General features: G+C 67.4%; 20 protein-coding genes and 2 pseudogenes. 6 read left to right on the top strand and 16 right to left on the bottom strand.

Annotated features, from left to right (window positions below):
* The first annotated feature begins 46 nt into the window (after positions 1 to 46).
* Positions 47 to 904, top strand: coding sequence for an amidase family protein (locus tag F1D05_RS32085; protein WP_206685917.1), 858 nt, complete (start codon positions 47 to 49; stop codon positions 902 to 904).
* Between the two features lie 40 nt (positions 905 to 944).
* On the opposite strand, the gene F1D05_RS32090 is transcribed toward F1D05_RS32085, so the two are convergent.
* Positions 945 to 1,280, bottom strand: a complete 336-nt coding sequence (locus F1D05_RS32090; protein WP_185444101.1) for an ArsR/SmtB family transcription factor — start codon at positions 1,278 to 1,280, stop codon at positions 945 to 947.
* A gap of 120 nt (positions 1,281 to 1,400) precedes the next feature.
* Between F1D05_RS32090 and F1D05_RS32095 the strand changes: the two genes are divergently transcribed.
* Complete coding sequence (locus F1D05_RS32095; protein ID WP_185444102.1) at positions 1,401 to 2,843, top strand: MFS transporter; 1,443 nt, start codon at positions 1,401 to 1,403, stop codon at positions 2,841 to 2,843.
* Between the two features lie 63 nt (positions 2,844 to 2,906).
* On the opposite strand, the gene F1D05_RS32100 is transcribed toward F1D05_RS32095, so the two are convergent.
* Positions 2,907 to 4,925, bottom strand: a complete 2,019-nt coding sequence (locus F1D05_RS32100; protein WP_185444103.1) for an MDR family MFS transporter — start codon at positions 4,923 to 4,925, stop codon at positions 2,907 to 2,909.
* Between the two features lie 106 nt (positions 4,926 to 5,031).
* Between F1D05_RS32100 and hemW the strand changes: the two genes are divergently transcribed.
* The 3 genes from hemW to F1D05_RS32115 all read left to right on the top strand — a co-directional run bounded on the left by hemW (position 5,032) and on the right by F1D05_RS32115 (position 8,911).
* On the top strand, positions 5,032 to 6,243 hold the full coding sequence (gene hemW / locus F1D05_RS32105) for a radical SAM family heme chaperone HemW (protein ID WP_185444104.1): 1,212 nt from the start codon (positions 5,032 to 5,034) through the stop codon (positions 6,241 to 6,243).
* Between the two features lie 225 nt (positions 6,244 to 6,468).
* Positions 6,469 to 7,791: an extracellular solute-binding protein gene (locus F1D05_RS32110; protein ID WP_185444105.1), complete on the top strand. Its 1,323-nt coding sequence runs from the start codon at positions 6,469 to 6,471 to the stop codon at positions 7,789 to 7,791.
* Positions 7,792 to 7,891: 100 nt separating this feature from the next.
* Positions 7,892 to 8,911, top strand: a complete 1,020-nt coding sequence (locus F1D05_RS32115; RefSeq protein ID WP_246486140.1) for a LacI family DNA-binding transcriptional regulator — start codon at positions 7,892 to 7,894, stop codon at positions 8,909 to 8,911.
* Positions 8,912 to 8,914: 3 nt separating this feature from the next.
* On the opposite strand, the gene F1D05_RS32120 is transcribed toward F1D05_RS32115, so the two are convergent.
* Positions 8,915 to 9,757: a hypothetical protein gene (locus F1D05_RS32120; protein ID WP_185444106.1), complete on the bottom strand. Its 843-nt coding sequence runs from the start codon at positions 9,755 to 9,757 to the stop codon at positions 8,915 to 8,917.
* Positions 9,758 to 9,761: 4 nt separating this feature from the next.
* Complete coding sequence (locus tag F1D05_RS32125) at positions 9,762 to 10,340, bottom strand: hypothetical protein (RefSeq protein WP_185444107.1); 579 nt, start codon at positions 10,338 to 10,340, stop codon at positions 9,762 to 9,764.
* A gap of 155 nt (positions 10,341 to 10,495) precedes the next feature.
* On the opposite strand from F1D05_RS32125, the gene F1D05_RS32130 reads away from it, so the two are divergent.
* Positions 10,496 to 13,081 (top strand): DUF3376 domain-containing protein, encoded by a 2,586-nt coding sequence (locus tag F1D05_RS32130; RefSeq protein ID WP_185444108.1) that lies wholly within the window; start codon positions 10,496 to 10,498, stop codon positions 13,079 to 13,081.
* A gap of 9 nt (positions 13,082 to 13,090) precedes the next feature.
* Here F1D05_RS32130 and F1D05_RS32135 read toward each other — a convergent pair whose 3' ends face one another.
* From F1D05_RS32135 to F1D05_RS32185, 12 genes and pseudogenes are all read right to left on the bottom strand, one after another.
* Positions 13,091 to 13,915, bottom strand: a complete 825-nt coding sequence (locus tag F1D05_RS32135) for a DUF3097 domain-containing protein (protein ID WP_185444109.1) — start codon at positions 13,913 to 13,915, stop codon at positions 13,091 to 13,093.
* Positions 13,908 to 14,282 (bottom strand): AMP-binding protein, encoded by a 375-nt coding sequence (locus tag F1D05_RS42345; RefSeq protein ID WP_185444110.1) that lies wholly within the window; start codon positions 14,280 to 14,282, stop codon positions 13,908 to 13,910. The genes F1D05_RS32135 and F1D05_RS42345 overlap by 8 nt, the downstream gene beginning before the upstream one ends.
* A gap of 22 nt (positions 14,283 to 14,304) precedes the next feature.
* Positions 14,305 to 14,445: a hypothetical protein gene (locus F1D05_RS32145; RefSeq protein WP_185444111.1), complete on the bottom strand. Its 141-nt coding sequence runs from the start codon at positions 14,443 to 14,445 to the stop codon at positions 14,305 to 14,307.
* Between the two features lie 115 nt (positions 14,446 to 14,560).
* Positions 14,561 to 15,202 (bottom strand): annotated as a pseudogene (locus tag F1D05_RS43270) (AMP-binding protein); the annotation flags it as partial.
* Positions 15,097 to 15,438 (bottom strand): AMP-binding protein, encoded by a 342-nt coding sequence (locus tag F1D05_RS32155; RefSeq protein WP_185444112.1) that lies wholly within the window; start codon positions 15,436 to 15,438, stop codon positions 15,097 to 15,099. The pseudogene F1D05_RS43270 and the gene F1D05_RS32155, both read right to left, overlap by 106 nt.
* Positions 15,435 to 15,683 (bottom strand): acyltransferase domain-containing protein, encoded by a 249-nt coding sequence (locus F1D05_RS32160; protein WP_185444113.1) that lies wholly within the window; start codon positions 15,681 to 15,683, stop codon positions 15,435 to 15,437. The genes F1D05_RS32155 and F1D05_RS32160 overlap by 4 nt, the downstream gene beginning before the upstream one ends.
* A gap of 65 nt (positions 15,684 to 15,748) precedes the next feature.
* Positions 15,749 to 16,330, bottom strand: coding sequence for a hypothetical protein (locus tag F1D05_RS32165; protein WP_185444114.1), 582 nt, complete (start codon positions 16,328 to 16,330; stop codon positions 15,749 to 15,751).
* A complete protein-coding gene (locus tag F1D05_RS42350) occupies positions 16,318 to 16,770 on the bottom strand; it encodes a beta-ketoacyl synthase N-terminal-like domain-containing protein (protein WP_281388821.1) in 453 nt (150 codons plus the stop codon). The genes F1D05_RS32165 and F1D05_RS42350 overlap by 13 nt, the downstream gene beginning before the upstream one ends.
* Before the next feature lie 16 nt (positions 16,771 to 16,786).
* Positions 16,787 to 17,104, bottom strand: a pseudogene (locus F1D05_RS43275) (acyl carrier protein); the annotation flags it as partial.
* Positions 17,105 to 17,317: 213 nt separating this feature from the next.
* Complete coding sequence (locus tag F1D05_RS32175; protein WP_185444116.1) at positions 17,318 to 18,907, bottom strand: HNH endonuclease signature motif containing protein; 1,590 nt, start codon at positions 18,905 to 18,907, stop codon at positions 17,318 to 17,320.
* A 151-nt stretch (positions 18,908 to 19,058) separates the two neighbouring features.
* Entirely contained in the window at positions 19,059 to 20,381 is a 1,323-nt protein-coding gene (locus tag F1D05_RS32180; protein ID WP_246486142.1) for an NCS1 family nucleobase:cation symporter-1, read from the bottom strand.
* A gap of 358 nt (positions 20,382 to 20,739) precedes the next feature.
* A complete protein-coding gene (locus F1D05_RS32185; RefSeq protein WP_185444117.1) occupies positions 20,740 to 21,624 on the bottom strand; it encodes an MBL fold metallo-hydrolase in 885 nt (294 codons plus the stop codon).
* Positions 21,625 to 21,730 lie beyond the last annotated feature (106 nt).

The raw sequence follows: 21,730 nt of genomic DNA on the forward strand, positions 1-21,730 counted from the left end.
GGTAACCCCCTGAGCTGCACGAACCAGTCCTCGCTGGATAAGTAGCGTGGGCGCTACCGCGACGGTAGCCGCAAGGGGCTGTCCCGACGCGGCGATCCTGCTCGGAGCGTTGGTCAGGGTGGACAAGCGCGATCCGGCCACCTCAGCGAGCCGCGGGCACTTCCGTCCCGACTACACGCGATTCCTGGACGCGAACGGATTGCGAGGTGCGCGGATCGGCATACCGCGGGAGGTGTACTTCGGCTACAGCAGTCATGCCGACGAGATCGCCGAGCAGGCGATCGAGGTGATCCGGAAGGCCGGTGCCACAGTGCTCGACCCGGCCGACATCCCGACCGCACAACAACTGGAGGACACCGAGACCTCCGTGGTGGTGCAGGCCTACGAGATCAAGCAGGCGTTCAATGCCTACCTGTCCCAAACTCCCGGCGATCATCCGCGCAGTCTGTCCGAGCTGATCGAGTTCAACCGCAGGCACGATGACCGCGAGCTGCGCTACGTGCGGCAGGACGGACTCGAGGCCGTGCAGGCACTGAACTTCACCGAGGCGGAATACCGTGCCGCCTTGGCCACCAACCATCGACTGTCTCGTACCGAAGGCATCGACGCCGTACTGCGCAGGCACACTCTCGACGCGCTCGTGATGCCGACCGGTGCGCCCCCGGGCAAGATCGACCTCGTCAACGGCGACAGCTACCTCGGTGGCAGTTCCACTCCGGCCGCGCTGGCCGGCTATCCGGCGATCAGCGTGCCTGCCGGATTCGCCTTCGGGCTGCCGGTCGGCATCACTTTCATGGGGACGGCGTGGTCCGAGCCGGTGCTACTGCGGCTTGCCTATGCTTATGAGCAGCACAGCAAGGCCAGGCGCGCCCCGACGTACCGGCCTTGCGACATCGGCTTCTGAGGGCTGGTCACCTGCCCGGCCAATCTGCCTGGTCGGGGCCCTAGGCGCCGGGCTCGCCGGCGGCGTCGATTGCGCGGCCGGTCAGGATGCTGTCGAGCAGGCCGGGGTAGCGGGCGTCGAGATCCTCGCGGCGAAGGGTCAGTGCCGTCTCGCGGCCGGAGGGGCGCTGCCAGATGATGCCGCTCTCGCGTAGCACCCGCCAGTGATGCGTCATCGTGGATTTCGACGCGATGCCCACCTCGGTCTGCAGCATCGAGCAGTTGTGATCGCCGCCGCCGTTCAGGATCCGGACGGCCTCCAGGCGCACCGGGTTGCCGAGCGCGGTCAGTACCTCGTCGATCCGGAGCTGCTCCCGGTCCGGGTGTCGGTAACTCATGGTTCGACCGTACCAAAACAGTCCAACAGTTGATCCTTTCGCGTCCTGACTTGCATTGATGGTTCGATTGTACGAAAGTAGCCGTACATTCGAACCATCGCCTCGAGGAGACGCAGCGAGATGACCGTTACGCCCGTACGACGAGAAGTGACCACGGCACCGTCCAGGCGACTGGGCTGGGTGCTGGCCCTGCTCGCCCTCGGGCAGCTGATCTTCGCGCTGGATCTCAACATCGTGTTCGTCGCGCTGCCCGAGATCGGACGGGAACTCAGCTTCCCCGGCCAGACCCAGCAATTGGTGGTGAGCGCGTACGTCGTGGTGGCAGGCGGCTTCTTGCTATTCGGCGGTCGCGCGGCCGATCTGCTCGGCCGGCGCCGGATGTTCGTGCTCGCCCTGACCATCTACGCGGTCTCGTCGCTGGCCGGCGGACTGGCTGACAGCTCAGCGATGATCATCGTCGCCCGGGTCGTGCAGGGTCTGGGCGGCGCGCTGCTGTTGCCGTCGACTCTGGCGCTGCTCAACACGCTGTTCGAGGAAGGTCCACGGCGTAATCGCGCGCTAGCGGTCTGGGGTGGTTCGGGGGCCAGTGGCCTGACCCTTGGCGCGCTGCTGGGCGGTCTGCTCACCCAGCACTTCGGTTGGCCGGCGGTCTTCTTCGTGAATGTCCCGCTGGCGGGCGCTGTCGCGATCGCCGCCCTTTTCGTCATCCCGCGTGATCAGGCCCACCCCGTCCGCCGCAAGTTCGACCTTCCCGGCGCCTTCACCGTCACGGGCGGAGCGACCCTGCTGGTATTCGGCCTGGTCGAAGGCCCCGAGCTCGGCTGGCGTGATCCGGTGATCGTCGCCGCGCTGATCGCCGCGGTCGTACTGCTGGCCGGCTTCGTACTGATCGAGTCGCGCAGTGCGGATCCGCTGGTGCCGTTCCGACTGTTCCGCAATCGCAGCCTGACGGCCGGCAGCATCATCACCTTCGTCTTCATGGGCACGTTCGGCGTGCTGCCCTACTTCCTGACCGTCTTGCTGCAGACCGTGCACGGTTACAGCGCGCTGAAGACCGGCCTGGCGTTCCTGGTTCCGTCGGTGGCCATCGCCGCCGGGACCCAGCTGGGCGAACGCCTCGCCACCCGGATCGGCACCCGCACCACCTTGCTGATCGGCTTCGGCATCGGGGTGATCGGTACTGCGGTACTCGCGCTCGGGTTCGACGTCGACGCGGGCTATGCCTTGCTGCTGCCCGGTCTGATCGTCTCCAGTATCGGACAGGGCATCGTCTGGACCGGGATGTGGATCGCCGCCTCCTCCGGTACGGCGGCCACCGAGCAGGGCGTCGCCAACGGGATCGCCTCGACCATGTTGAACCTGGGCAACGCGATCGGCCTCGCGGTGTTCACGGCGATTGCCGCGATCGGCCTCGACGACCGGGTGGGCGGCGACCTGCGCCGAGCTACCGCGGACGGCGAGGCTGTCGTCGTCCTGCTGGCGGCCGTTGGGATGGCCCTCGGATTCCTGGTCGCGCTGAGCTTCAGGCGGGAGCGTGCCAGTTCGGCGCGGGAGACCGAATAGAAGCTCGTCGGCCCGATCGTCCTTGTGTCGACCTCGCGATCAGATCGTTACCGCACTGTCAGGCTAGACCCCGGCCAGCTCCGCGTGCTTGCCCGTCGTCAGGTCTTGGCCGGTTTTGATCATTTGTTCGGCGATTCGGTCGACGGCTGCGGAGAAGTCTTCGGCGTTGTCCATTTCCCAGTCCTGCAGACGGGCCAGGAGCCAGACGCGCCAGGCGCCGACGAAGCGCTGGAACATTTCCAGGCCGGTCGGGGTGAAGCGGTAGTGGCCGAGGGTTTCGCTGAGGTAGCCGTCGGCAACCAGTTGGCCGGCGAGGGGTTCGAAGACGCCCGGCGGGACCTTCAGGTCGCCGGTGATCTCCTGCAGGGTGGCCGAGCCGCTGTCGGCGCCGCCGCGGAAGACTCGCATGATCATCCAGGTCTGGGCCAGCGAGAGCGGAAGGCCGGACGCGGCCAGTACTTCGGGGCCGGGGTGCCCGCCCTTGTGCTTCTGGACCACCAGCGCGACCAGCTTCTGCAGTTCGTGCTCGGAGTCGAAGGACGCCGGGGCCGCGAAGCTTTCGCCGACGCCGGAGTTGCCGCCGGCCGACACCCGGGCGGTGTCGCGGAGCGGAACCTCCTTCAGCAGCAGGGCAACGAGGAATCCGACAGCGGCGACCGGTACGGCGGCCAGGAAGACCACGTGCAGCGCGTCGGCGTACGCGGCTGTGATCGGTTCGCGGGCGGCCGCAGGCAGGGAGCGTACGCCGTCGACGGACAGCGCGAGTCGCGGATCGATGCCGGGGGCAACGGCTCCGGCGAGCTTCTCCGGGAGCTGGGTGGCGTAGATGGAGCCGAAGACCGCGACGCCGAAGGAGCTACCCATGGTCCGCAGGAAGCTGACGCCGGAGGTGGCGACACCGAGGTCCTTGTAGTCCACAGTGCTCTGGACGACCACCGTCGGCACCGGCATACAGAGGCCGATGCCGAGCCCCAGAACGACCATGTCGCCGGCCGTGTGGAGGTAGCTGGTGTGGTTGTCCAGCAAGGAAAGCAGGTAGAGGCCGCCGCCGATCAGGATCGTTCCGGCGACCGGGAACCACCGATAGTGGCCGGTCTTGCTGATGAGTTGACCGACGCCGATCGAGGCCACCAGCAGCCCGACCACCAGCGGCAGCATCTGCAGCCCGGACTCGGTCGCGGAGGCGCCGTGCACATACTGCAGGTACGTCGGGAGGAAGGTCACTCCGCCGAGCATCGCGAAGCCGATGATGAAGCTCAGCAGCGCGCAGACCGAGAACACTCCGGACTTGAACAGCCGCATCGGCAGTAGCGGTTCGGCCGCTCGGAGTTCCACCAGGACGAACAGGATCAGCGCCATGATCGAGCCGACCGCCATCGCGATGATGGTCGGTGAGGTCCAGTCGTACTCGTTACCGCCCCACGTCGTGACCAGCGTCAGCCCGGTCGCACCCAGCCCGATCAGCAGGATGCCGAGATAGTCGATCGCCGGTTTCACCGCGGCCTTCACCGAGGGCAGCGTGATCGCGGCGATGACCAGCACCAGGACGCCGAGCGGCAGGTTGACGTAGAACGCCCAGCGCCAGCTCAGCTGGTCCACGAACAGACCGCCGAGCAGCGGGCCGGCGACCGTCGAGACACCGAAGACCGAACCGATGAAACCCTGGTACTTGCCGCGCTGGGCGAGCGGTACGACGTCAGCGATGACTGCCGTCGCGGTAACCATCAGGCCGCCCGCGCCGAGCCCCTGGACGGCGCGGGAGCCGACCAGCCAGAGCATCGAGTCGGCCATCCCGCACAACGCGGACCCGGCCAGGAACAGCACCACGCTGATCAGGAACATCCGCTTGCGCCCGTACAGGTCGCCGAACTTGCCGATCAGCGCGGTCATGATCGTCTCGGCGAGCAGGTAGGCCGTCACCACCCAGGACAGGTGGTTCGCGCCCCCGAGGTCGCTGACGATGGTCGGCAACGCGGTCGCGACGATCGTCTGATCGAGGGCAGCGAGCAACATGCCGAGCATGATCGCGACCACGACGGCGTTCTTGGTGGCGTTTCCGACCGGCTGGGCCTCGGTGTCCATGAGCTGAATGTAGTGGTCCACTGACAGAGCGCTACCACAGAAACACCGCGATCGCGTCTCGAAAGGTCCGTTCGAGAGGCTCAGGTGGTTTCCGTACGATGGGTGGGTGCCATCGACATTGCCCGAGGGGGAGGCTGGGCCCGCGGACGGGTCGCTGCCCGAGCAGGCGGTCCGTGAGGCCGCCGGACGGCCGTTCGGGTTCTACCTCCATGTCCCGTTCTGCGCGGCCCGCTGCGGGTATTGCGACTTCAACACCTACACCGCCAAGGAACTCGGCGGCGGCGGGTCCCAGGCGTCGTACGCGCGGACCGCGGTCGAAGAGGTCCGTCTCGCAAGGCGGGTGCTCGGCGACCTGGACCGGCCGGTTGAGACGGTGTTCTTCGGTGGTGGTACGCCGACGCTGTTGCCGGCCGCTGATCTCGGGTCGATGCTGGCCGCCGTACGGGATGAATTCGGGCTCGCGCCGGACGCGGAAGTGACCACCGAGGCGAACCCGGAGTCCGTGGATCCTCAGTATTTGGAGGATCTGAGAGCGGCTGGATTCACCCGCGTCTCGTTCGGAATGCAGAGCGCGAGCCCCCACGTGCTGCAAATCCTGGATCGAAAGCACACTCCCGGACGCGCTTTGCAGGCAGTGAAAGAAGCCACCGCCGCAGGATTCGAGCACGTGAATCTGGACCTGATCTACGGCACGCCAGGGGAATCGCTAGAGGATTGGCGGACTTCGCTGGAGTCCGCATTGTCAGCCGATCCCGACCACGTGAGTGCCTACGCGTTGATCGTGGAAGACGGCACGCAGTTGGCCCGCCGGGTACGCCGTGGCGAGTTGCCGATGCCGGACGACGACGACCTCGCCGATAAGTACCTGCTCGCCGACGACCTCCTGACCAGCGCGGGCCTCGGTTGGTACGAGGTATCGAACTGGGCCCGTACTACGGAAGCCCGCTGCCGCCACAACGAGCTCTATTGGCGCGGCGACACGTGGTGGGGGATCGGCCCGGGCGCGCACAGCCACGTCGGCGGGGTGCGCTGGTGGAACGTGAAGCACCCGACCGCGTACGCCGATCGGATCGCCTCGGGCGCAAGTCCGGCGTACGCGCGGGAGGTTCTCGACGACGAGACCCGCCGGGTGGAGCGGGTCCTGCTCGAGATCCGGCTGCGGGCCGGCCTGCCCCTCGAAGTACTCGATGACGGTGGTCGCGCGGCCGTCGCGGAAGCCGTCGGCGACGGGCTGCTGGTCGAGGCCGAGGGGCAGCTCGTTCTCACTCTGCGTGGTCGGCTACTGGCCGACGCGGTCGTCCGCGACCTGCTGCCGTAACCAGATAGTTGCTTGCGACAACCCAGCCATTTGCCAGGAATCTACGCGGTCCGTCACCGGCGTGGTTCACACAGTGACAATTCGGGCTGCTATGTACTGACCTAATCAGGTCGGTGTCTCAGAGTAACGATGTGGTGCTTGACACACTCAGTTGAAACGCTCGAAACTCAGCTCACTTTCCAAATCGAGAGCGCTCTCAACCCGTCCATAACAGGGAGCATTCAAATGCGGCCCAGTGCCGGCTATCGCACCGCAGTTGTCGTCCTTGCCTGCAGCCTCACTTTGCTGGCCTCGGCGTGCGGTGGAAACGACCAGTCCTCCGCCTCCTCCGGATCAGGCGACGACGGTCGGAAGATCGAACTGACCATCGCCACTTTCAACGAGTTCGGCTACAGCGACCTGTACCGCGAGTACGAGGCGGCGCACCCGAACGTCAAGATCACCGAACGCCGGGGCGCCACCGTCGACGTGCACATCAAGAACCTCGACGACAACCTCGCGGCAGGTTCGGGGATGGCCGACATCGAGGCGATGGAGGTCAGCTGGATCTACAAGTACCTGGCGAAGGCCGACAAGTTCGTGGATCTGCGCCAATACGGCGCCGACGACCTGAAGTCGCGGTGGCTGGACTGGAAGGTGGCCGGGGCGACCACCGGCGACGGCCGGATCATCGGTTACGGCACGGACATCGGGCCGATGGCGATGTGCTACCGCAAGGACCTGTTCGCCAAGGCCGGCCTGCCGACCGACCGGGCCGAGGTGGCCAAGCTCTTCCCGGACTGGGCCTCGTACTTCTCGTACGGGCGGAAGTTCAAGCGTGAGGTGCCGAACTCGGCCTGGTACGACTCTGCGACGGTGACCTGGGACGCGATGCGCAACCAGCTGATCCAGGCCTACTACTCCAACCAGGACCGGTACCTGGGCGCGGAGAACGAGAGGCTGAGGCGGACCTGGAACCAGGTCATAGCCGGCACCGAGGAGGGCTTGTCGGCGCGGCTGCCGGCCTGGACCGATGCCTGGACCAAGGGTTTCCGGACCGACGCGTTCGCCACCATCGCCTGCCCGGGCTGGCTGCTCGGCGTGATCCAGGACAACGCGGGCAGCTTCGGCAAGGGCAAGTGGGACGTCGCCGACGTGTTCCCCGGCGGTGGTGGCAACTGGGGCGGGTCCTACCTGACCGTGCCGACCCAGTCGGCGAACCCCGAGGAGGCCGCCAAGCTGGCCGCCTGGCTGACCGCGCCGGAGCAGCAGATCAAGGTCTTCAAGAAGGTCGGCTCGTTCCCGTCGACCACCGACGCGTACGACTCGCCGCAGGTGAAGTCGCAGGTCAACCCGTACTTCAACAACGCGCCGGTCGGCAAGATCTTCATCAACCGGGCCCAGAACGTGATCCTCAAACAGCACAAGGGACCGCGCGACGGCGAGATCAACCAGGTCTTCTCCGAGGCGCTGCAACGCGTCGAGGAAGGCAAGCAGTCCCCGGCGGCCGCGTGGAAACAGGCACTCCGAGACAGCGACAAGGCCGCGAACGTCCGTAAAACCGGCTGAGTGAGCTTTGCCGAAATCGCTCGAAACATCCCCGTAAAGACCACTGACGACAACCCGAGGTACTACGGTGTGAAGGTCCAGCACCGTCCGGGGAGGTCCGTTGCCGAAGCAAGCCCACGAGTCGATGTCCCCGACCCTGGAACAGGTGGCCGCGCTCGCCGGGGTTTCGCGGGCGACGGTCTCGCGGGTGGTGAACGGATCGCCGAAGGTGCTGCCGGACACGGTGGCCGCGGTCGAGCGCGCGATCGTCGAGCTCGGATACGTACCGAACCGGGCCGCCCGGGCGCTGGTGACCCGTCGTACGGACTCGGTCGCGCTGGTGGTGCCGGAGCCGGACAGCCGGGTGTTCTCGGACCCGTTCTTCGCCGGCATCCTGCGGGGCGTGAGTGCGGCCCTGGCGCCGACCTCGTCGCAGCTGGTGCTGCTGATCGAGCCGTCCGCGGGGGACGACCAGCGACTGCTGCGGTACCTGCGCGGCGGTCACGTGGACGGCGCGATCATCGTCAGCCACCACGGCCGCGACAACGTGCTGCAGGAGCTGGCCCAGTTGCCGCTGCCGATCGTGTTCAGCGCCCGCCCGCTCGGGGTGGAGGTCCCGGTCGCGAGCGTCGACGTGGACAACGTGGCCGGTGCCCGGACGGCAGTGGAGTACCTGCTGTCCAAGGGACGTCGCAAGCTCGGCACAGTCGCCGGCCCGGTCGACATGACGGCGGGAATCGACCGCCTCACCGGGTACCAGCTGGTGATGGCCGAGGAAGGTCTGCCCGAAGCCGTTGCGTACGGCGACTTCACGGCCGACGGTGGTGAACAGGCCGCGCTGAAACTCTTCGACGAGCATCCCGACCTCGACGGCTTGTTCGTGGCGAACGACCTGATGGCGACAGCCGCCCTGCGGGTGATCTCGCAACTCGGCCGGCGGGTGCCGCAGGACGTGGCCGTGGTCGGTTTCGACGACTCGGTGGTGGCTACCACGACGACGCCGAAGCTGACGACCGTGCGGCAGCCGGTGGTCCAGCTCGGCACCCGGCTCGCGGAGATCCTGCTGGCGAAGATCAACGGCGCGGACCTGACCGGCCCGGAGATCTTCAGCACCGAGCTGATCATCCGCGGCTCCGCCTGACAGCTACGGCGGGTCGTTCTGGAACTGGAACTGCACCCGGATCGAGCTGTCCAGCGGTAGTACCAGCGTGGTGTTCGCGGCGTTCCATTTCTGCGGTACGAGGAACAGCCGGTTCTCGCCGACCACGAGCAGCCGGAGCCCGCGGTACCGGTAGTTGAAGGTCTGACCGGCGCCCGGCCGGAGCACGGTCTCCTCGAGCCCGGGGGACCGCAGTTGCAGGCGTTCCTTGGTGTCCAGGATGACGACCGGGAACTGGCCGAGGTCCTTCGCATTGGACTTGGCCAGCCCGCGCCCGGAGTACTGCGCTGTCGTCGCGGTCGCCCAGAACGCACAGGTGATGGTGACCACCGCCAGCAGGCCGATCAGGACGGCTTGCTTCCCCACCTCTGGCTGGGCCTTGCTCGCCAGGTAGGACAGGTACCCGAGAGCCGCCGCGGCCAGGCCGATCACCACCGGCACCAGCAGCGCGTAGTACGGGATGCCGCCGATCAACGGATACGCGAGCAGGCCGAGGATGCCGAGGACCAGTACTGCGCTCGCCACGATCCGCGCGCGGCGTAGGGGATCTGCGCCAAGCCGGGCCCGGATCACGTTGTGCAGGAACAGTCCTGCGACCGCCAGCAGGGTGAAGATGAGCAGCGGAACCAGCAGCGGCTGCGGACTGCGCATCACGTAGTCCTGGGTGCTCAGGCCGATCGTGTCGACGTCGATCCCGAAGTACTCGTACTGCGATCTCGCGGACACGTAGCCGAAGTAGAACAATAGCCCGCTGATCAGGGTCACCGGCGCGACGATGCCGGCGGCGAAACTCACCCAGCGCTCGGCCGGCGACCGCTCGGCAGCCATCTCGTCAGCCGGTCGGGGACGTCGTGGGGAGGTCCCCGGGGCTGAACGCGATCTGGCTGCCGGGCTGGTCACCGGCCAGGCTCTTGCAGTCGGCTCCGGTGTTGCAGGTCGCGCGGATCGGCATGATCAGGGCGATGTCGTCGGTACCGGCCGCGACCTGGCGGGCGCCGACGAAACAGGGCTGGAAGTCGCCGGTGACCCACTGGACTTCGGGACACGGCCGGGCGTCGGCAGGGCAGCCTCGCTGGTCGATCTCGAAGACACCGCCGGGCTCGACGTGCGGGGAGCCGGTGACGATGGTGGTGCCGGCCGGGATCGGGCTCCGGCCGAGCCAGTTGACCTCGGCACAGCGGTAGATCCCGTTCTCCACGACGTTGCCGCCGATCGGCGCGGAGGCCAGCTCGATCGACGGTTTCGGCTGCACCTGCTGGGACGACTCGGGATCGGTCGGCTCGATCGACGGCTCGGCGAAGGTACCGGTCGGCGCCGAATCGTCCGGTGTTCCGGGGCCGGCGGTGGGGCCGCCGCAGCCGGCCAGTACCGCCAGCAGTCCGGTGGCCAGCGCTCTTCGCCATGGGCTCATGACGACCACCCCCGGCTTCAGAATGACTCCGGCCGCTGCCCTCGGCAACAGTTCGGGTACCTCTTTGTTCACTCTCCGCTGCGATGGGTGTCTCAGCGGGTCACCCACGTGATATCTCTGGATGCGAGGACCGCGACGGGGGGGAAACCGAATCAATGTCGGACCATGAGATCCGGATCGCGCTGGTATTGAACGGCGGGGTCAGTCTGGCCGTCTGGATGGGCGGTGTCACGCACGAACTCGACCTGATCCGGCGTGCTTCCGGTGGTGGCTCGAGGCCCGCTGCGCAGCCGTACGACGAAGTCCTGGCAGCGCGCTGGAAGGAGCTGTGCCATCGCGATGGGGAGCAGCGCCGGCTCGTCGTCGACGTGATCGCGGGCACCAGCGCGGGTGGGCTCAACGGGTCACTCCTCGCGACCGCGATCTCGCACGGGTCCACACTTGATCCAGATGGCGACAACGGACCGTGGTTGCGGCAGCGCTGGGTCGGGCTCGGCTCGCTCGAGGTCGGCAAGCTGGTCCCGGCCGCGGGCAAGCCGTCGTCGTCGGTGCTGGACGGCGACTTCTTCCTGAAGGAGCTGAACAGCCTCCTCGAAGGCGTCGCCGATGCGGGCAAGGCGTCGGCCGCCGAGCCGGTGACATTGTTCGTGACCGCCTCGGGGCTCGGCATCCAGCAGTTCGAGGCGAAGGACGCGGCCGGCCAGCGCTTCGTCGTACCGGACCATCGGTACCTGTACTGCTTCACCAGCGAGCGCGCCGCGAAGTACGACGGGAAGAACCGGTCGTTCTCGGTCAAGGAGAACAACGGGCTGAAGAACACGAACCTGCTGGCCCGGGCCGCTCGCGCGTCGGCGTCGTTCCCGGTGGCCTTCGGGCCGGTGCTGGAGACGCCGAAGATGGGCGACGCGCCGCCCCGGATGCAGCCCGGACCACATCAGGAGTCCGGCGCCTGGCTGGTCGACGGCGGCGTGCTCGACAACGCGCCGTTCGCGCCCGTCCTCGATGTGGTCGCGCGGCGGCCGGTGACCGGACGCGCGACCCGGTACGTCCTGTACGTCGTACCGTCGGCCGGGATCGGTTCTGCCGAGACGCGACTCGTGGATGCGAACCAGCCGAATTGGCGGGTGGCCGCGTTGTCCGCCGTCCAGTACCCGCGCGAGGTGGACTTCAGGTCGGATGTCGAGCAGTTGGAGCGGCTGCTGCTGGAGGCGGACGCATCCTGGTCCGACTCCCAGCGGCTCTTCGATCGTTGCATCCAGCAACCGCCTGAGCGGGACCGGTTGCGGGCGGCGGCGCAGATGCTCCTCCCGGCGTACTCGCGGGGCCGGGCCGCCGGTGGCGTCTGGGAGGCGGTGACCATCGCGACCCACGACCAGTCGACCGTGCTGGACGCGGCGACCGCGTTGTCCGAGGCGCAGATCGACGACATCCTCGCCACCAAGCATCCGTGGGTGCCCGGGCCGGACGGGTCGATGCTGCCGCTGCGCATCGAGGCCGGAAACCCCTGCTGGGATTGGGGAACGGGCGCCGCGGAGCGCGTAGTACGGCTGGTTCTGCGGTCGCTGCGGACTCAGATCGACAGCGCGGCCAGGGAGGAGCGGGCGGACCTCGATCGGCGGTTGAAGGCGACCAGCGACAGCCTGCAGCGGGTTCTGGCGGTGCGTGACGAGTTGTCGGACGAGCTGGCGAAGGCGGACCTGGATCTGCAACCTGCCGGTGGAGCCGAGGCGGTCGCGGTCGGGCTGACCGACATCTTCGAGCTGCTGCAGGTTCAGCGGGCGCTCGGCGACGAGTTTGCCGCGCTGATCAAGGTCGTCGGGATCGACGTCGTGGAGACGGCGCTCGAGGTCGAGGTCGTGTCGCGGTGTACGTCCGCTCGTACGCCGCAGCAGCGCAGCGCGCCGTTCCAGTTCCTGCGACTCGGACCGGATATCCCACTGACGCTGCTGGACGAACTCCCCGAGGGCTCGATCGCGAACGATCTGAAGGACCGGATTCTGTACGGCACCCAGGTCGGGCACTTCGGCGCTTTCGGCGCGGCGGACTGGCGGCGCTGGGATTGGCTGATGGGCCGGCTGCACTGCGTCGCGCACCTCGGCGCGATGCTCGGCGCCGACCCGGACTGGATCCGCGAGACCCAGCGTCAGGTGCTCGAAGCCGAGGACTGGAAGATCGGCAAGGTGTTGGAGCGGATCCAGCGGCTGGCCAATGACTTCCCGGCCGACGCCGGGATGGGCGCGCTCACGACGATGCGGAACGAGCTCAACACCACTCGCGAAGGCATCGCCACCACCAAGGGGCTTGCCGACCGGATGGTTGCTGTGTCGGGTGGGCTCAGTCCTGTCTTCGGCAACTGGGTGAAGGCGGTCGCCGGGCGCAAGCAGCAGCCGGGGTCGTGGTTGTTGCAGTGCGCGCGGTGGTTCACCGAGCCGGCGCGGCAGACCGCTTGGCATCGACTGGTGAAGAGCGCGGATCTGACACCGGCTCGGCAGCCGTTGATCTTCCAGCGGTGGTTGCCGGTGGCGTTGCTGGCCGCGGTGGTGTTGCTGCTGGTGGCTGCGGGTGTGGTCGACGTGGCGGCGGTCCGGATCATCTTTGCGTTGCTGGCTGGGCTGGTGCTGGCCGTCGGTGCCGCGGTGATGGCCGGAACTTGGTATGTCCGGCGGCAGCGGAAGCGGATCCAGTTGTGGATCGAGAACCGGCTGCCGCCGATCAGTCCTGAGCCGCGTGATCGGTCTTGAGGCCTGTTTTCAGTCCTGGGTTACGAAGTCGATGAGCTCTTCGACCCGGCCGAGGAGCTCCGGCTCCAGGTCGGCGAAGCTCTTCACCTTCGACAGGATGTGCTTCCAGGCCGCCGCCACGTCGGCTTGATCGGTCGCGGGCCAGCCGAAGGTCTCCAGTACGCCGTGCTTCCAGTCCGTGCCGCGCGGGATCTTCGGCCACGCCGCGATGCCCAGCGACGACGGCTTCACCGCTTCCCAGATGTCGATGAACGGGTGCCCGACGACCAGCACGTTCCGGTTGTTCACCTGGGCCGCGAGCTTGGACTCCTTGGACCCCTCGACCAGGTGATCGACCAGTACGCCGAGCCGCCGGCCGGGACCTGGCTGGAATCGGTTCACGATCGCCGGTAGGTCGTCGATGCCTTCCATGTACTCGATGACGACGCCTTCGATCCGGAGGTCGTCGCCCCACACCCGCTCGACGAGCTCGGCGTCGTGGCGACCCTCGACGTAGATCCGGCTGGCGCGCGCGACCTTGGCCCGGACGTTGCTCACGGCGACCGACCCGGAGGCGGTCTTCGTCTTCTTGGCCGGCCCCGGCCGCTTCGGCGGCTGCAGGCTGACGGGCTTCCCGTCGACCCAGAACCCCGGACCCATGGGATAGGTCTTGATCCGCCCGTGCCGATCCTCGAGATCCACGACTCCGTGTTCCCACCGGACGACAGCGCCGACGAACCCGGACGACGGTTCCTCGACCACCATCCCTTTTTCGACCGCTATCTCAACGGTCCGCCCGTTCTTGGGCTTCCGCCAGTCACCCGACAGCACGTCGTTCCCATACCGATCAGCCACTCCTGCACCCTAGTCGTTGAGCAGGAACCAATCGCGCGTTGCCTGCCGGGCGAGTTTGCCGCTGGAGGTCCGCTGGATGCTGCCGGACGCGGCCTGGCCTGAGCCGGGAATGGGCCGCGGCGACGATCGCCTCGATGTCTTGCGGGTGGTGGTTCTGGCCGTCCACGATGATCAGGTCCTTGAGGCGACCGGTCAGATACAGCTCGCCGTCGTACAGGGCGCCGAGATCGCCGGTCCGCAGCCAGGGCCCGGTGCCATCGGCAAGGGTCGCACCGAACACTTCCGCGGTGCGTTCCGGGTCGGCCCAATACCCGGCGGCAACGTTGGGCCCGCTGAGCCAAACCTCGCCGACGACACCTGCTCGCAAGGCATGCAATCCGGATCAACAATCACCAGCGGTGCCCAGCCGGCAACCCAAGAGACACCAACTCGACCTCGCGCTCGACCGAAGCGCGTAGTACTCCCTTGCTCAAAGCCTCCCGGTCGAACGAGCGCGCGGTCGGCGGCGCGTCCACCCGAGCGCTGGTCACGAAGACAACCGCCTCCGCAAGCCCGTACGCCGGCGTGTGGGGTGGCCGGGGCCAAGTTGAACGTGCGGTTGAAGTTCTCGATGGTGGCCGCACGGACCGGCTCGGCGCCATTGAGAAAGACCTTCACACGAGACAGATCGAGCGAATCCTTGTCGCTGATCCGCTTGACGCAGTAGTCGTAGGCAAAATTCGGCCCCGCCGTGTACACGTCCAAGGAGCTCTGACCGAGCTTCCACCAGCGCGCGGGGTGCATCAGGAATGCCATCGGAGCAATGAACACCGACTGATCGCCGTGCAGGATCGGTACGCCGAACGCCAGTATCAGTCCCATGTCATGCCACAACGGCAACCAACTGACCGTCATCGACCGCCCGGGCTCAAACCGAAAAGCCTCGATGAGCTGCCGAATATTGGCAACAAGATTGCCATGAGTAACCAGCACCCCAGCCGGCTCCCCAGTAGCCCCCGACGTGTACTGCAGATAGGCAACATCATCCGGCCCGACACGTCCGAGATCCCGGTCAGCCGGGTCATCGGTGCTATCGGGCTGCCGCGTGTCTGGTTTGCCGATGCGCTGGAGGTTCCAGTCGGATGAGTCGATCACTGGGCAGACGGCGACTTGTTCGGTCGCGGCGCGGAGGGCGCGGGTGGTCAGCGCGCAGGCGGGTGCGCTGTTGGCGAGCGGCTCCTGAGCCGCGATTGATGGCCGGGCAGCTCGGGGGAGAACAGCGGAACCGCGATCGTACGGGCATAGCAGGAGCCGAGCAGAGCGACGAGGTAGTCCAGCCCTTGTGGCGCAAGGATGGCGACGCGATCGCCCGGTTCGGCGTACCGGCGAATCGCGGCAACAGCAGCGCGGGCTCGACGATCAACCTCAGACCAGGTCAGCGTCTCCCTCGTCCCATTCCGGTCGGCCTGATAGTCGACGAAGGTGTAGGCAGGCGCGTCGGGCTTCTCCGCGGCCCAGCGTCTGACCAGCTCGACGATGGTCACCAGCGACGCCAGGACGCGAGCGGCAGCTCGACCACGCGGCCGGCTCGGCGTTCAAGCGGATAGCCGTGAACTTCGAGAGTCGCGAGCTGACCGCCATCCGCAACCGCGGCAATCACCCGCGCCCCGTCCGTGACAGACACCACCCCCGCGAGCACCGCGGCCGCTACCTCACCGACCGAATGCCCAACAACCCCACCCGGCACCACCCCACGCCGCCGCCAAAGCAACCCCAACGCAACCTGCACCCCAAACCCCGCCGCCACGTTCTTGTACGGAGTATTCGGTGGGATGCCGGTGAGGACCGCGTTTCTTAGGGAGAGGCCGTTGCCCAGTGGAGGAGGGGGGCTAGTTCGTCGATGATTGCGGCGAACTCTGGTTCGCTTTCGGCGAGGGTGCGGAGGCTGGTCCAGTTCGGTTGGTGGCCGGAGAAGACCCAGACCGGTGCGGGCGGTGGATCGATGACCTGGCCGAAGACCACTGCCGGATGTGGGCGGTCCTCGGCGAGCGCGATCAGGCCCGCCACCAGCTCGGCGCGATCCCGGGCGACCACGGCCGTTCGGACTGGACCACGGCCGACCAGTCTCGCCAGGGCGTAGGCGACATCGGCCAGGCCGTCACCACCGCAACGGAGCTGATTCGCAAGCGCAGCGGCGTACGGGCGGATGCGATCGAGCGAGCTGTCGGAGAGGAGGAAACGTCCAACGCCGTGCAGTGGTGATTCGGCCAGCGGCTGGCGGACCCGCTGTACGACGAACTGGTTGGTGCCATCTGAAAGCGTCGTGAGCTTTCTGCCGGTGTCCAGCACCGTCTTGATCAGGCTGTCGAATTCGGTCGCGGTGTCGGCGGACTCGATCTCGCCGGGTGTCGCGGTGTCGTTGATCAGGGCAAGCACCCGATCGCCGTCGCGTTCGGCGTCGGGGAAGCGCTTGAGTACGACGACCGCGCAGCCCGCATCGGACCGTTCGACTGCCGCCAGGGCGAGATCCGACTCACCCGCGCGAAGACTCTCGACCGCCAGACCGCCAGACCGGCCGCGGCGAGCGGCGACGAATCCGCGAACTCCACCACCCGGCTGCGATCAAGCCCCCACGGCGCGATCCCCGCCCGCTCCAACGCCTCCCACCCAACCTCCAACACCAACCGCTCCCGCGGATCCATCCCCTCGGCCCCAAAAAACTCCGCATCAACCCTGGTCGCATCAACCTCGACCGTGGCTGCCCCGGCGGCGGCAACGCCTGTCTCGGCGACGTCGGTCGTGTTCGTGCCGGGCTGGCGGCGAGCGAGGCCTACGACGGCGATCTGCTGCGCCTCGGTCAGCAGGCCATGGACCATCTGGTTTGATCGTCGGATATCGCCAGAGACTCGTTGGCTGCAGCGGCCGATCGAGCAGTTCCTCCAGCTCCCCGGTGACCGCGATCGCATCCCGCGACGCCAGCCCGTACTCCGCCAGCAGCCGATCCGGATTGATCTCGTCGAGGGCCAGGTCACAATGCCGGGCCAGCCGTTCGATCAGAAACTGCCTGAGTTCCTGCTCCCCGATGGCCAAGCTCACGCCTCGAGGAGGGCAAGGTCGGCCAGCCGCCACGGCGAGACATGGAGGTCCAGCAACAGAGGGGCCGCGTTCACGAGGCGTGGCCGAAGTCGGGCGATAGGTGAGGCGTCGCATTAACGGGCCGTAGGTGAGTCTTCGCGCCAAGCAGGGCGTACTGCGCAGGAGTCCCACTCACACTCGTACCCCCTAGCGCTGACCGGTTGGGTAGACCCTAGACCGGCTCGCTTCGGTCTTGGGAGATACACGGCCGCGGGGTACCAGGGGGTGTTACCGCACAGGCTCGACCGACCCGCCGCCCGGTGATTCCTGCCGGTCGACGGTTGTGGGTCAGGCGGCGTGGGGTATGGCTGGTGGGTCGATGTAGGCGCGGTCGGTGGGGCTGATCCAGATCAGTGATCCGGTGTCGGTGGTGAAGATCTGCCAGTTGCCGTGGTGCTTGAGGCGATGGTGTTGGCGGCAGAAGGCCTCGAGGTTGTCGGCGTCGGTCAGGCCTTTCGGGAACGGGACGCGGTGGTCGAGGTCGCAGTATTTGACGCGTGCGTTGCAGCCGGGGAACCGGCAGCGCCGGTCCCGGTCGCGGACGTGCTGGTCCAGTCCCGGACTCGGTGTGTACCGGGCGGGATCGGACTTCGGGGACCGGTCGGTCAACCTGTATCTGAACTTGGCGCGGGTGAAGGCCATCGCGAGGGCGTCTTGGGGCAGGGTTCCGTAGCCTTCGAGTTCGCCGCCGGTGCAGACCGCGCCGGTGGCGAGTGCTTCGGCCTCGGCGTAGGTGCAGTGGATCACCACCTGGACCCCGACCGCCGGGTTCAACCCCGATTCCGGCAACACCCCAACCGCACCAGCCACACCCGGCGCACCCGGCGCCACACCCGCCGCAACACCCGGCGCACCCGGCGCCGTACCTGCCGCACCTGCCGCACCTGGCGCACCTGGCGCCGCAGCCGAGGCTGTACTCGGTGCGGTCTCCGCGTCAGCAACTCGGCCGGCGGTCGCACCTCGATCATTCGCGGCGTCCCCGGACGCGGGCTCAGAACCCGGGTGGGCGCTGTTGGTGTGGTCGGGGTGGGCTGTGGAGGGGCCGGGGTGGTTCGGTGCCTCACCCGCAGCGGCGCCGGGGGCCGCGGTGGCTTGGTCATGGCCGAGGAGGCGGGCAACGGCCAGGTCGGTGCGGAGCTGGTCCAGGGTGCGGGGATCGCCTTGGCGTTGCAGCTCGATACAACGCGCGGTCAGGGCCGCCATGATGGCGGTGATGTCGATCGCCGAGGTCGACACCACCAGATCGGCCATCCCGCCATCGTGGGACACCGTGTAGGTGGTGCGTTCCAGCTGCCGCTGCGCATGCAGCAGCGACTCGTACTCCGCGAGCACTTTGGCCGCTTCGCGGTGTGCGATCTGCTTGATCCGCGCCCAGCCATAGCGTTGACCCCACGCGAGCACGACCTTCTCGACGCCGGCGCGGAGATCGCCGTCGGCAATGACTGCCAGTTCGTGGGCGATGTGCTGCGCTGCGGCCGCCGGCAACCCGCCGGCGCGCAGCAGCGCGAGGGTGGTGGGGAACCGCTCGACCAGAACAGCCGCCCGGTTCAGCCACCGCGCCGCCGTCCGGCGGTGAGCGCCCAGCACCAGCCCGATCTCGTCCGACACCGACCGCAACACATCACCCGACCAACGCCGCTCCGCCGGACCCGCCGCCCGATCCCCGGGCCGCGGCGACTCATGACCCAGATCAGCCGACGTCCCCGCCAACACGTGATGCAGCCCGACCATCCGCTCGGCCTTCCGGGCAGCCAGCACCGACTCCAACTGCGAGATCATGGACAACTGACCCAGCAACTCGTCCGCGTCCAGCACAGCAGCGTCCGCGCCGACCACCGAGGTCAACGCGTCCACCATCTCCGCAGGACTATCGAACATGCTAGCGACTATAGACCCTTCTGGCGACAGTGAGTGACACCAGAGAAGGGCTGTGGACAACCTCAAAACCCAACCCAGCAAGGGAAACAGGCTCTCCATGGATCAGGCCGAGCTGCTTGTCCTTGGTGGCGCGAAGGGGCGTAGTACGGATCTAGAGGGTGGTGGCCGCGGCGGCGGCGGCGGGGGTGCGGTGGGGGGAGGTGATGGTTAGGCCCAGGAAGGTGACGAAGCCGGCGACGAGGCCCACAATCCACGAATAGTCGTAGAGGGGCTTGAGGAAGGGGATCAGGCCGTCGGCGGGGAAGGGGCCGGCGCCTGGGTTGGAGTAGGCGCCGCCTACTGCGAGGACAGAGCCGACGAGGGTTGCTACGACGGCTCGCCAGTTCCAGCCGGCGGCGTACCAGTAGCGGCCGTTGGGGAGGTAGAGGTCGGCCAGGAAGAGGTTGGTGCGGTCGACGAACCAGTAGCCGGCGATCAGGACGCCGGCGACGGAAGCGAGCAGGCCGCCGTAGAAGGAGAGCCACACGAAGATGTAGATCGACGGGTCGGAGATCAGCCGCCAGGGCTGGATCAGGATGCCGATCACGCCGGTGGTCAGGCCCGCCGTACGGAAGTTCAAAAGCTTCGGTACGGCGTTGGCGAAGTCGTACGACGGGCTGACGACGTTCGCGGCCACGTTGCAGGACATGGTCGCCAGGATCGCCATCACCAGGCCGATCGTCACCACGACCGGGTTCTCGAAACGGCGGGTGAGTTCGACCGGGTCCCAGATGGCGGAGCCGTAGACGATTACCGTGCCAGACGTGGTGATGATCGAGACCAGCGCGATGAACGACATCGTGGTCGGCAGACCGATGATCTGGCCGATCACCTGCTGGCGCTGGCCTTTGCCGAACCGGGTGAAGTCCGGCATGTTCAGCGACAGCGTCGCCCAGAACGCGATCATCCCCATCAGCGACGGCGCGAAGATCTTCCAGAAGTCGGCGTCCCAGCCGAGTTTCGACGGTTGCGACAGGATCGGGCCGAAGCCGCCGGCCTTGACCAGGATCGCGATCATCAGCGCGAGGAACGCTACCGTCACCAGCGGGGCGGCCCAGTTCTCAAAGCGGCGCAGGCCCTCGATGCCGCGCCAGATCAGCACCATCTGCAGCGCCCAGAAGAACGCGAAGCTCAGCCACATCGTCCACGGATGCCCGCCGACGACAGAAGCTTTCGTCCACCCGTCACCGGCCAGTTCGCCGACGATGACGTAGATCGCCTGCCCGCCGATCCAGGTCTGGATGCCGAACCAGCCGCACGCGATGAACGCGCGCAGCAGCGCCGGGAAGTTCGCCCCGCGTACGCCGTAGAAAGCGCGCGCGAAGACCGGGAACGGGATCCCGTACTTCGTTCCCGCGTGACTGTTCAGCAGCAGCGGGACCAGCACGATCAGGTTCCCGAGGGTGATCGTGAGGAACGCCTGCAGCCAATTCATCCCCAGCGCGACCAGCCCGGCCCGCGAGCAGGTAGCTCGGGATGTTGTGCGCCATCCCCATCCACAGCGCCGCATAGTTGTACGTCGTCCAGCGGCGCTCGGGCAGCCGGGTCGGTGCCAGTTCGGCGTTCCCGTACGGGCTGGCCGCGATCGCTGCCGGATCGGTCAGTTCGACACGTCCGTCCGGGTGACAGGTCTGCTCTGTGCTGGCCATCGGTCCCACCTCATCCCGTCGGTGCGGCAAGCGCTTCGCAACAACGTGCGGGATGGGCTGTCTTCGTGTCAACGGATAACCCCGCAGAGCACCTCACCAGCCGCTACGCGAACGGGTAGTTCATCCCTGCGTCTTAAGGCATCCTCAGGCCTGGCCGAGGATGGGGAGCGTCGGGCGACGCGGGATCCCCAGCGTCGCGTACCCACGGCGTACGGCGTGTTCGACGTGCGCAGCAGGCCACGGCCAGTCGTCGGTGTGAGCCAGCGCGTCCTCCAGCGAAGTGCCGGCGTGGTGCAGCCCGGAGATCGTGTTGGCGACAGTCCCGAGGTCGCCGGCCTGGTCGCGGACGAACTCGGCGTCCACCACGGCGCCATGACCCGGAACGACCTTGGCGGTCGCCGAGAGCAGCCCGATCAGCCGGTCGACGGTGTCGGCCCACTCGAGCGGGTACGAGTCGTCCCCGTACGACGGGGGAGCCGACTCCTCGATCAGGTCGCCGGCGAAGAACACGTCGACATCCGGTACGACGGCCACCACATCGCCGTCGGTGTGCCCGTTGCCGAGGTGCAGCAGTTCGACCCGACGGTCGCCGAGGTCGATCACCTTGGCGACCGCGAAGGTGTTGTCGACGGCAACCAGTTTGGTGTTCGCGACCTCGGTCAGTACTGCGGGCGCGATGTCGGGGAAGTCCGGATCCGCGGGATCGTGGGCGTACCGCGACTGCAAGGCGGGCCCACGATCGGCCAACGCCGCGGCAGCGTTCTCCTGCGCGAAGCTCGTCGCGCCGGCCTCGGTGAACACCCCGTTCCCGAAGGTGTGGTCGAAGTGCGCGTGCGTGTTGACGACCCAGCGAACCGGTACGTCGGTGAGTTCGCGGATCTCCGCGAGCAGCTCAGCAGCCTGGGCCGCGCTGGCCCTGGTGTCGATCACCACGGCGCTCTCGCTGCCGACCACCAGGCCGACGTTGAGGTCCCACTCGCGATACCGGCGGACCCAGCATCGATCACCCAGCTCGGTCCATGCACTCATACCGCGACCTTAACCGGGCAGCTGAAAGGGCAAAGGGGTGGGCATCAGCACCTGGTCGCAGGCAAGGCGAGGCGGGCGTGGCGGACCGGTTAAGCGGCAAGCCCTA

The organism is Kribbella qitaiheensis (assembly GCF_014217565.1).
GTDB classification, from domain to species: Bacteria; Actinomycetota; Actinomycetes; order Propionibacteriales; family Kribbellaceae; genus Kribbella; species Kribbella qitaiheensis_A.

Excerpts from the sequence above, each read along its gene's own strand:
- F1D05_RS32185 (WP_185444117.1), bottom strand. The coding sequence starts at position 21,624 with ATGAGTGCATGGACCGAGCTGGGTGATCGATGCTGGGTCCGCCGGTAT.
- F1D05_RS32180 (WP_246486142.1), bottom strand. The coding sequence starts at position 20,381 with ATGAATTGGCTGCAGGCGTTCCTCACGATCACCCTCGGGAACCTGATC.
- F1D05_RS32175 (WP_185444116.1), bottom strand. The coding sequence starts at position 18,907 with ATGTTCGATAGTCCTGCGGAGATGGTGGACGCGTTGACCTCGGTGGTC.
- F1D05_RS32090 (WP_185444101.1), bottom strand. The coding sequence starts at position 1,280 with ATGAGTTACCGACACCCGGACCGGGAGCAGCTCCGGATCGACGAGGTA.
- F1D05_RS32100 (WP_185444103.1), bottom strand. The coding sequence starts at position 4,925 with ATGGACACCGAGGCCCAGCCGGTCGGAAACGCCACCAAGAACGCCGTC.
- F1D05_RS32125 (WP_185444107.1), bottom strand. The coding sequence starts at position 10,340 with ATGAGCCCATGGCGAAGAGCGCTGGCCACCGGACTGCTGGCGGTACTG.
- F1D05_RS32110 (WP_185444105.1), top strand. The coding sequence starts at position 6,469 with ATGCGGCCCAGTGCCGGCTATCGCACCGCAGTTGTCGTCCTTGCCTGC.
- F1D05_RS42350 (WP_281388821.1), bottom strand. The coding sequence starts at position 16,770 with ATGGTCCATGGCCTGCTGACCGAGGCGCAGCAGATCGCCGTCGTAGGC.
- F1D05_RS32130 (WP_185444108.1), top strand. The coding sequence starts at position 10,496 with ATGTCGGACCATGAGATCCGGATCGCGCTGGTATTGAACGGCGGGGTC.
- F1D05_RS32120 (WP_185444106.1), bottom strand. The coding sequence starts at position 9,757 with ATGGCTGCCGAGCGGTCGCCGGCCGAGCGCTGGGTGAGTTTCGCCGCC.
- F1D05_RS32095 (WP_185444102.1), top strand. The coding sequence starts at position 1,401 with ATGACCGTTACGCCCGTACGACGAGAAGTGACCACGGCACCGTCCAGG.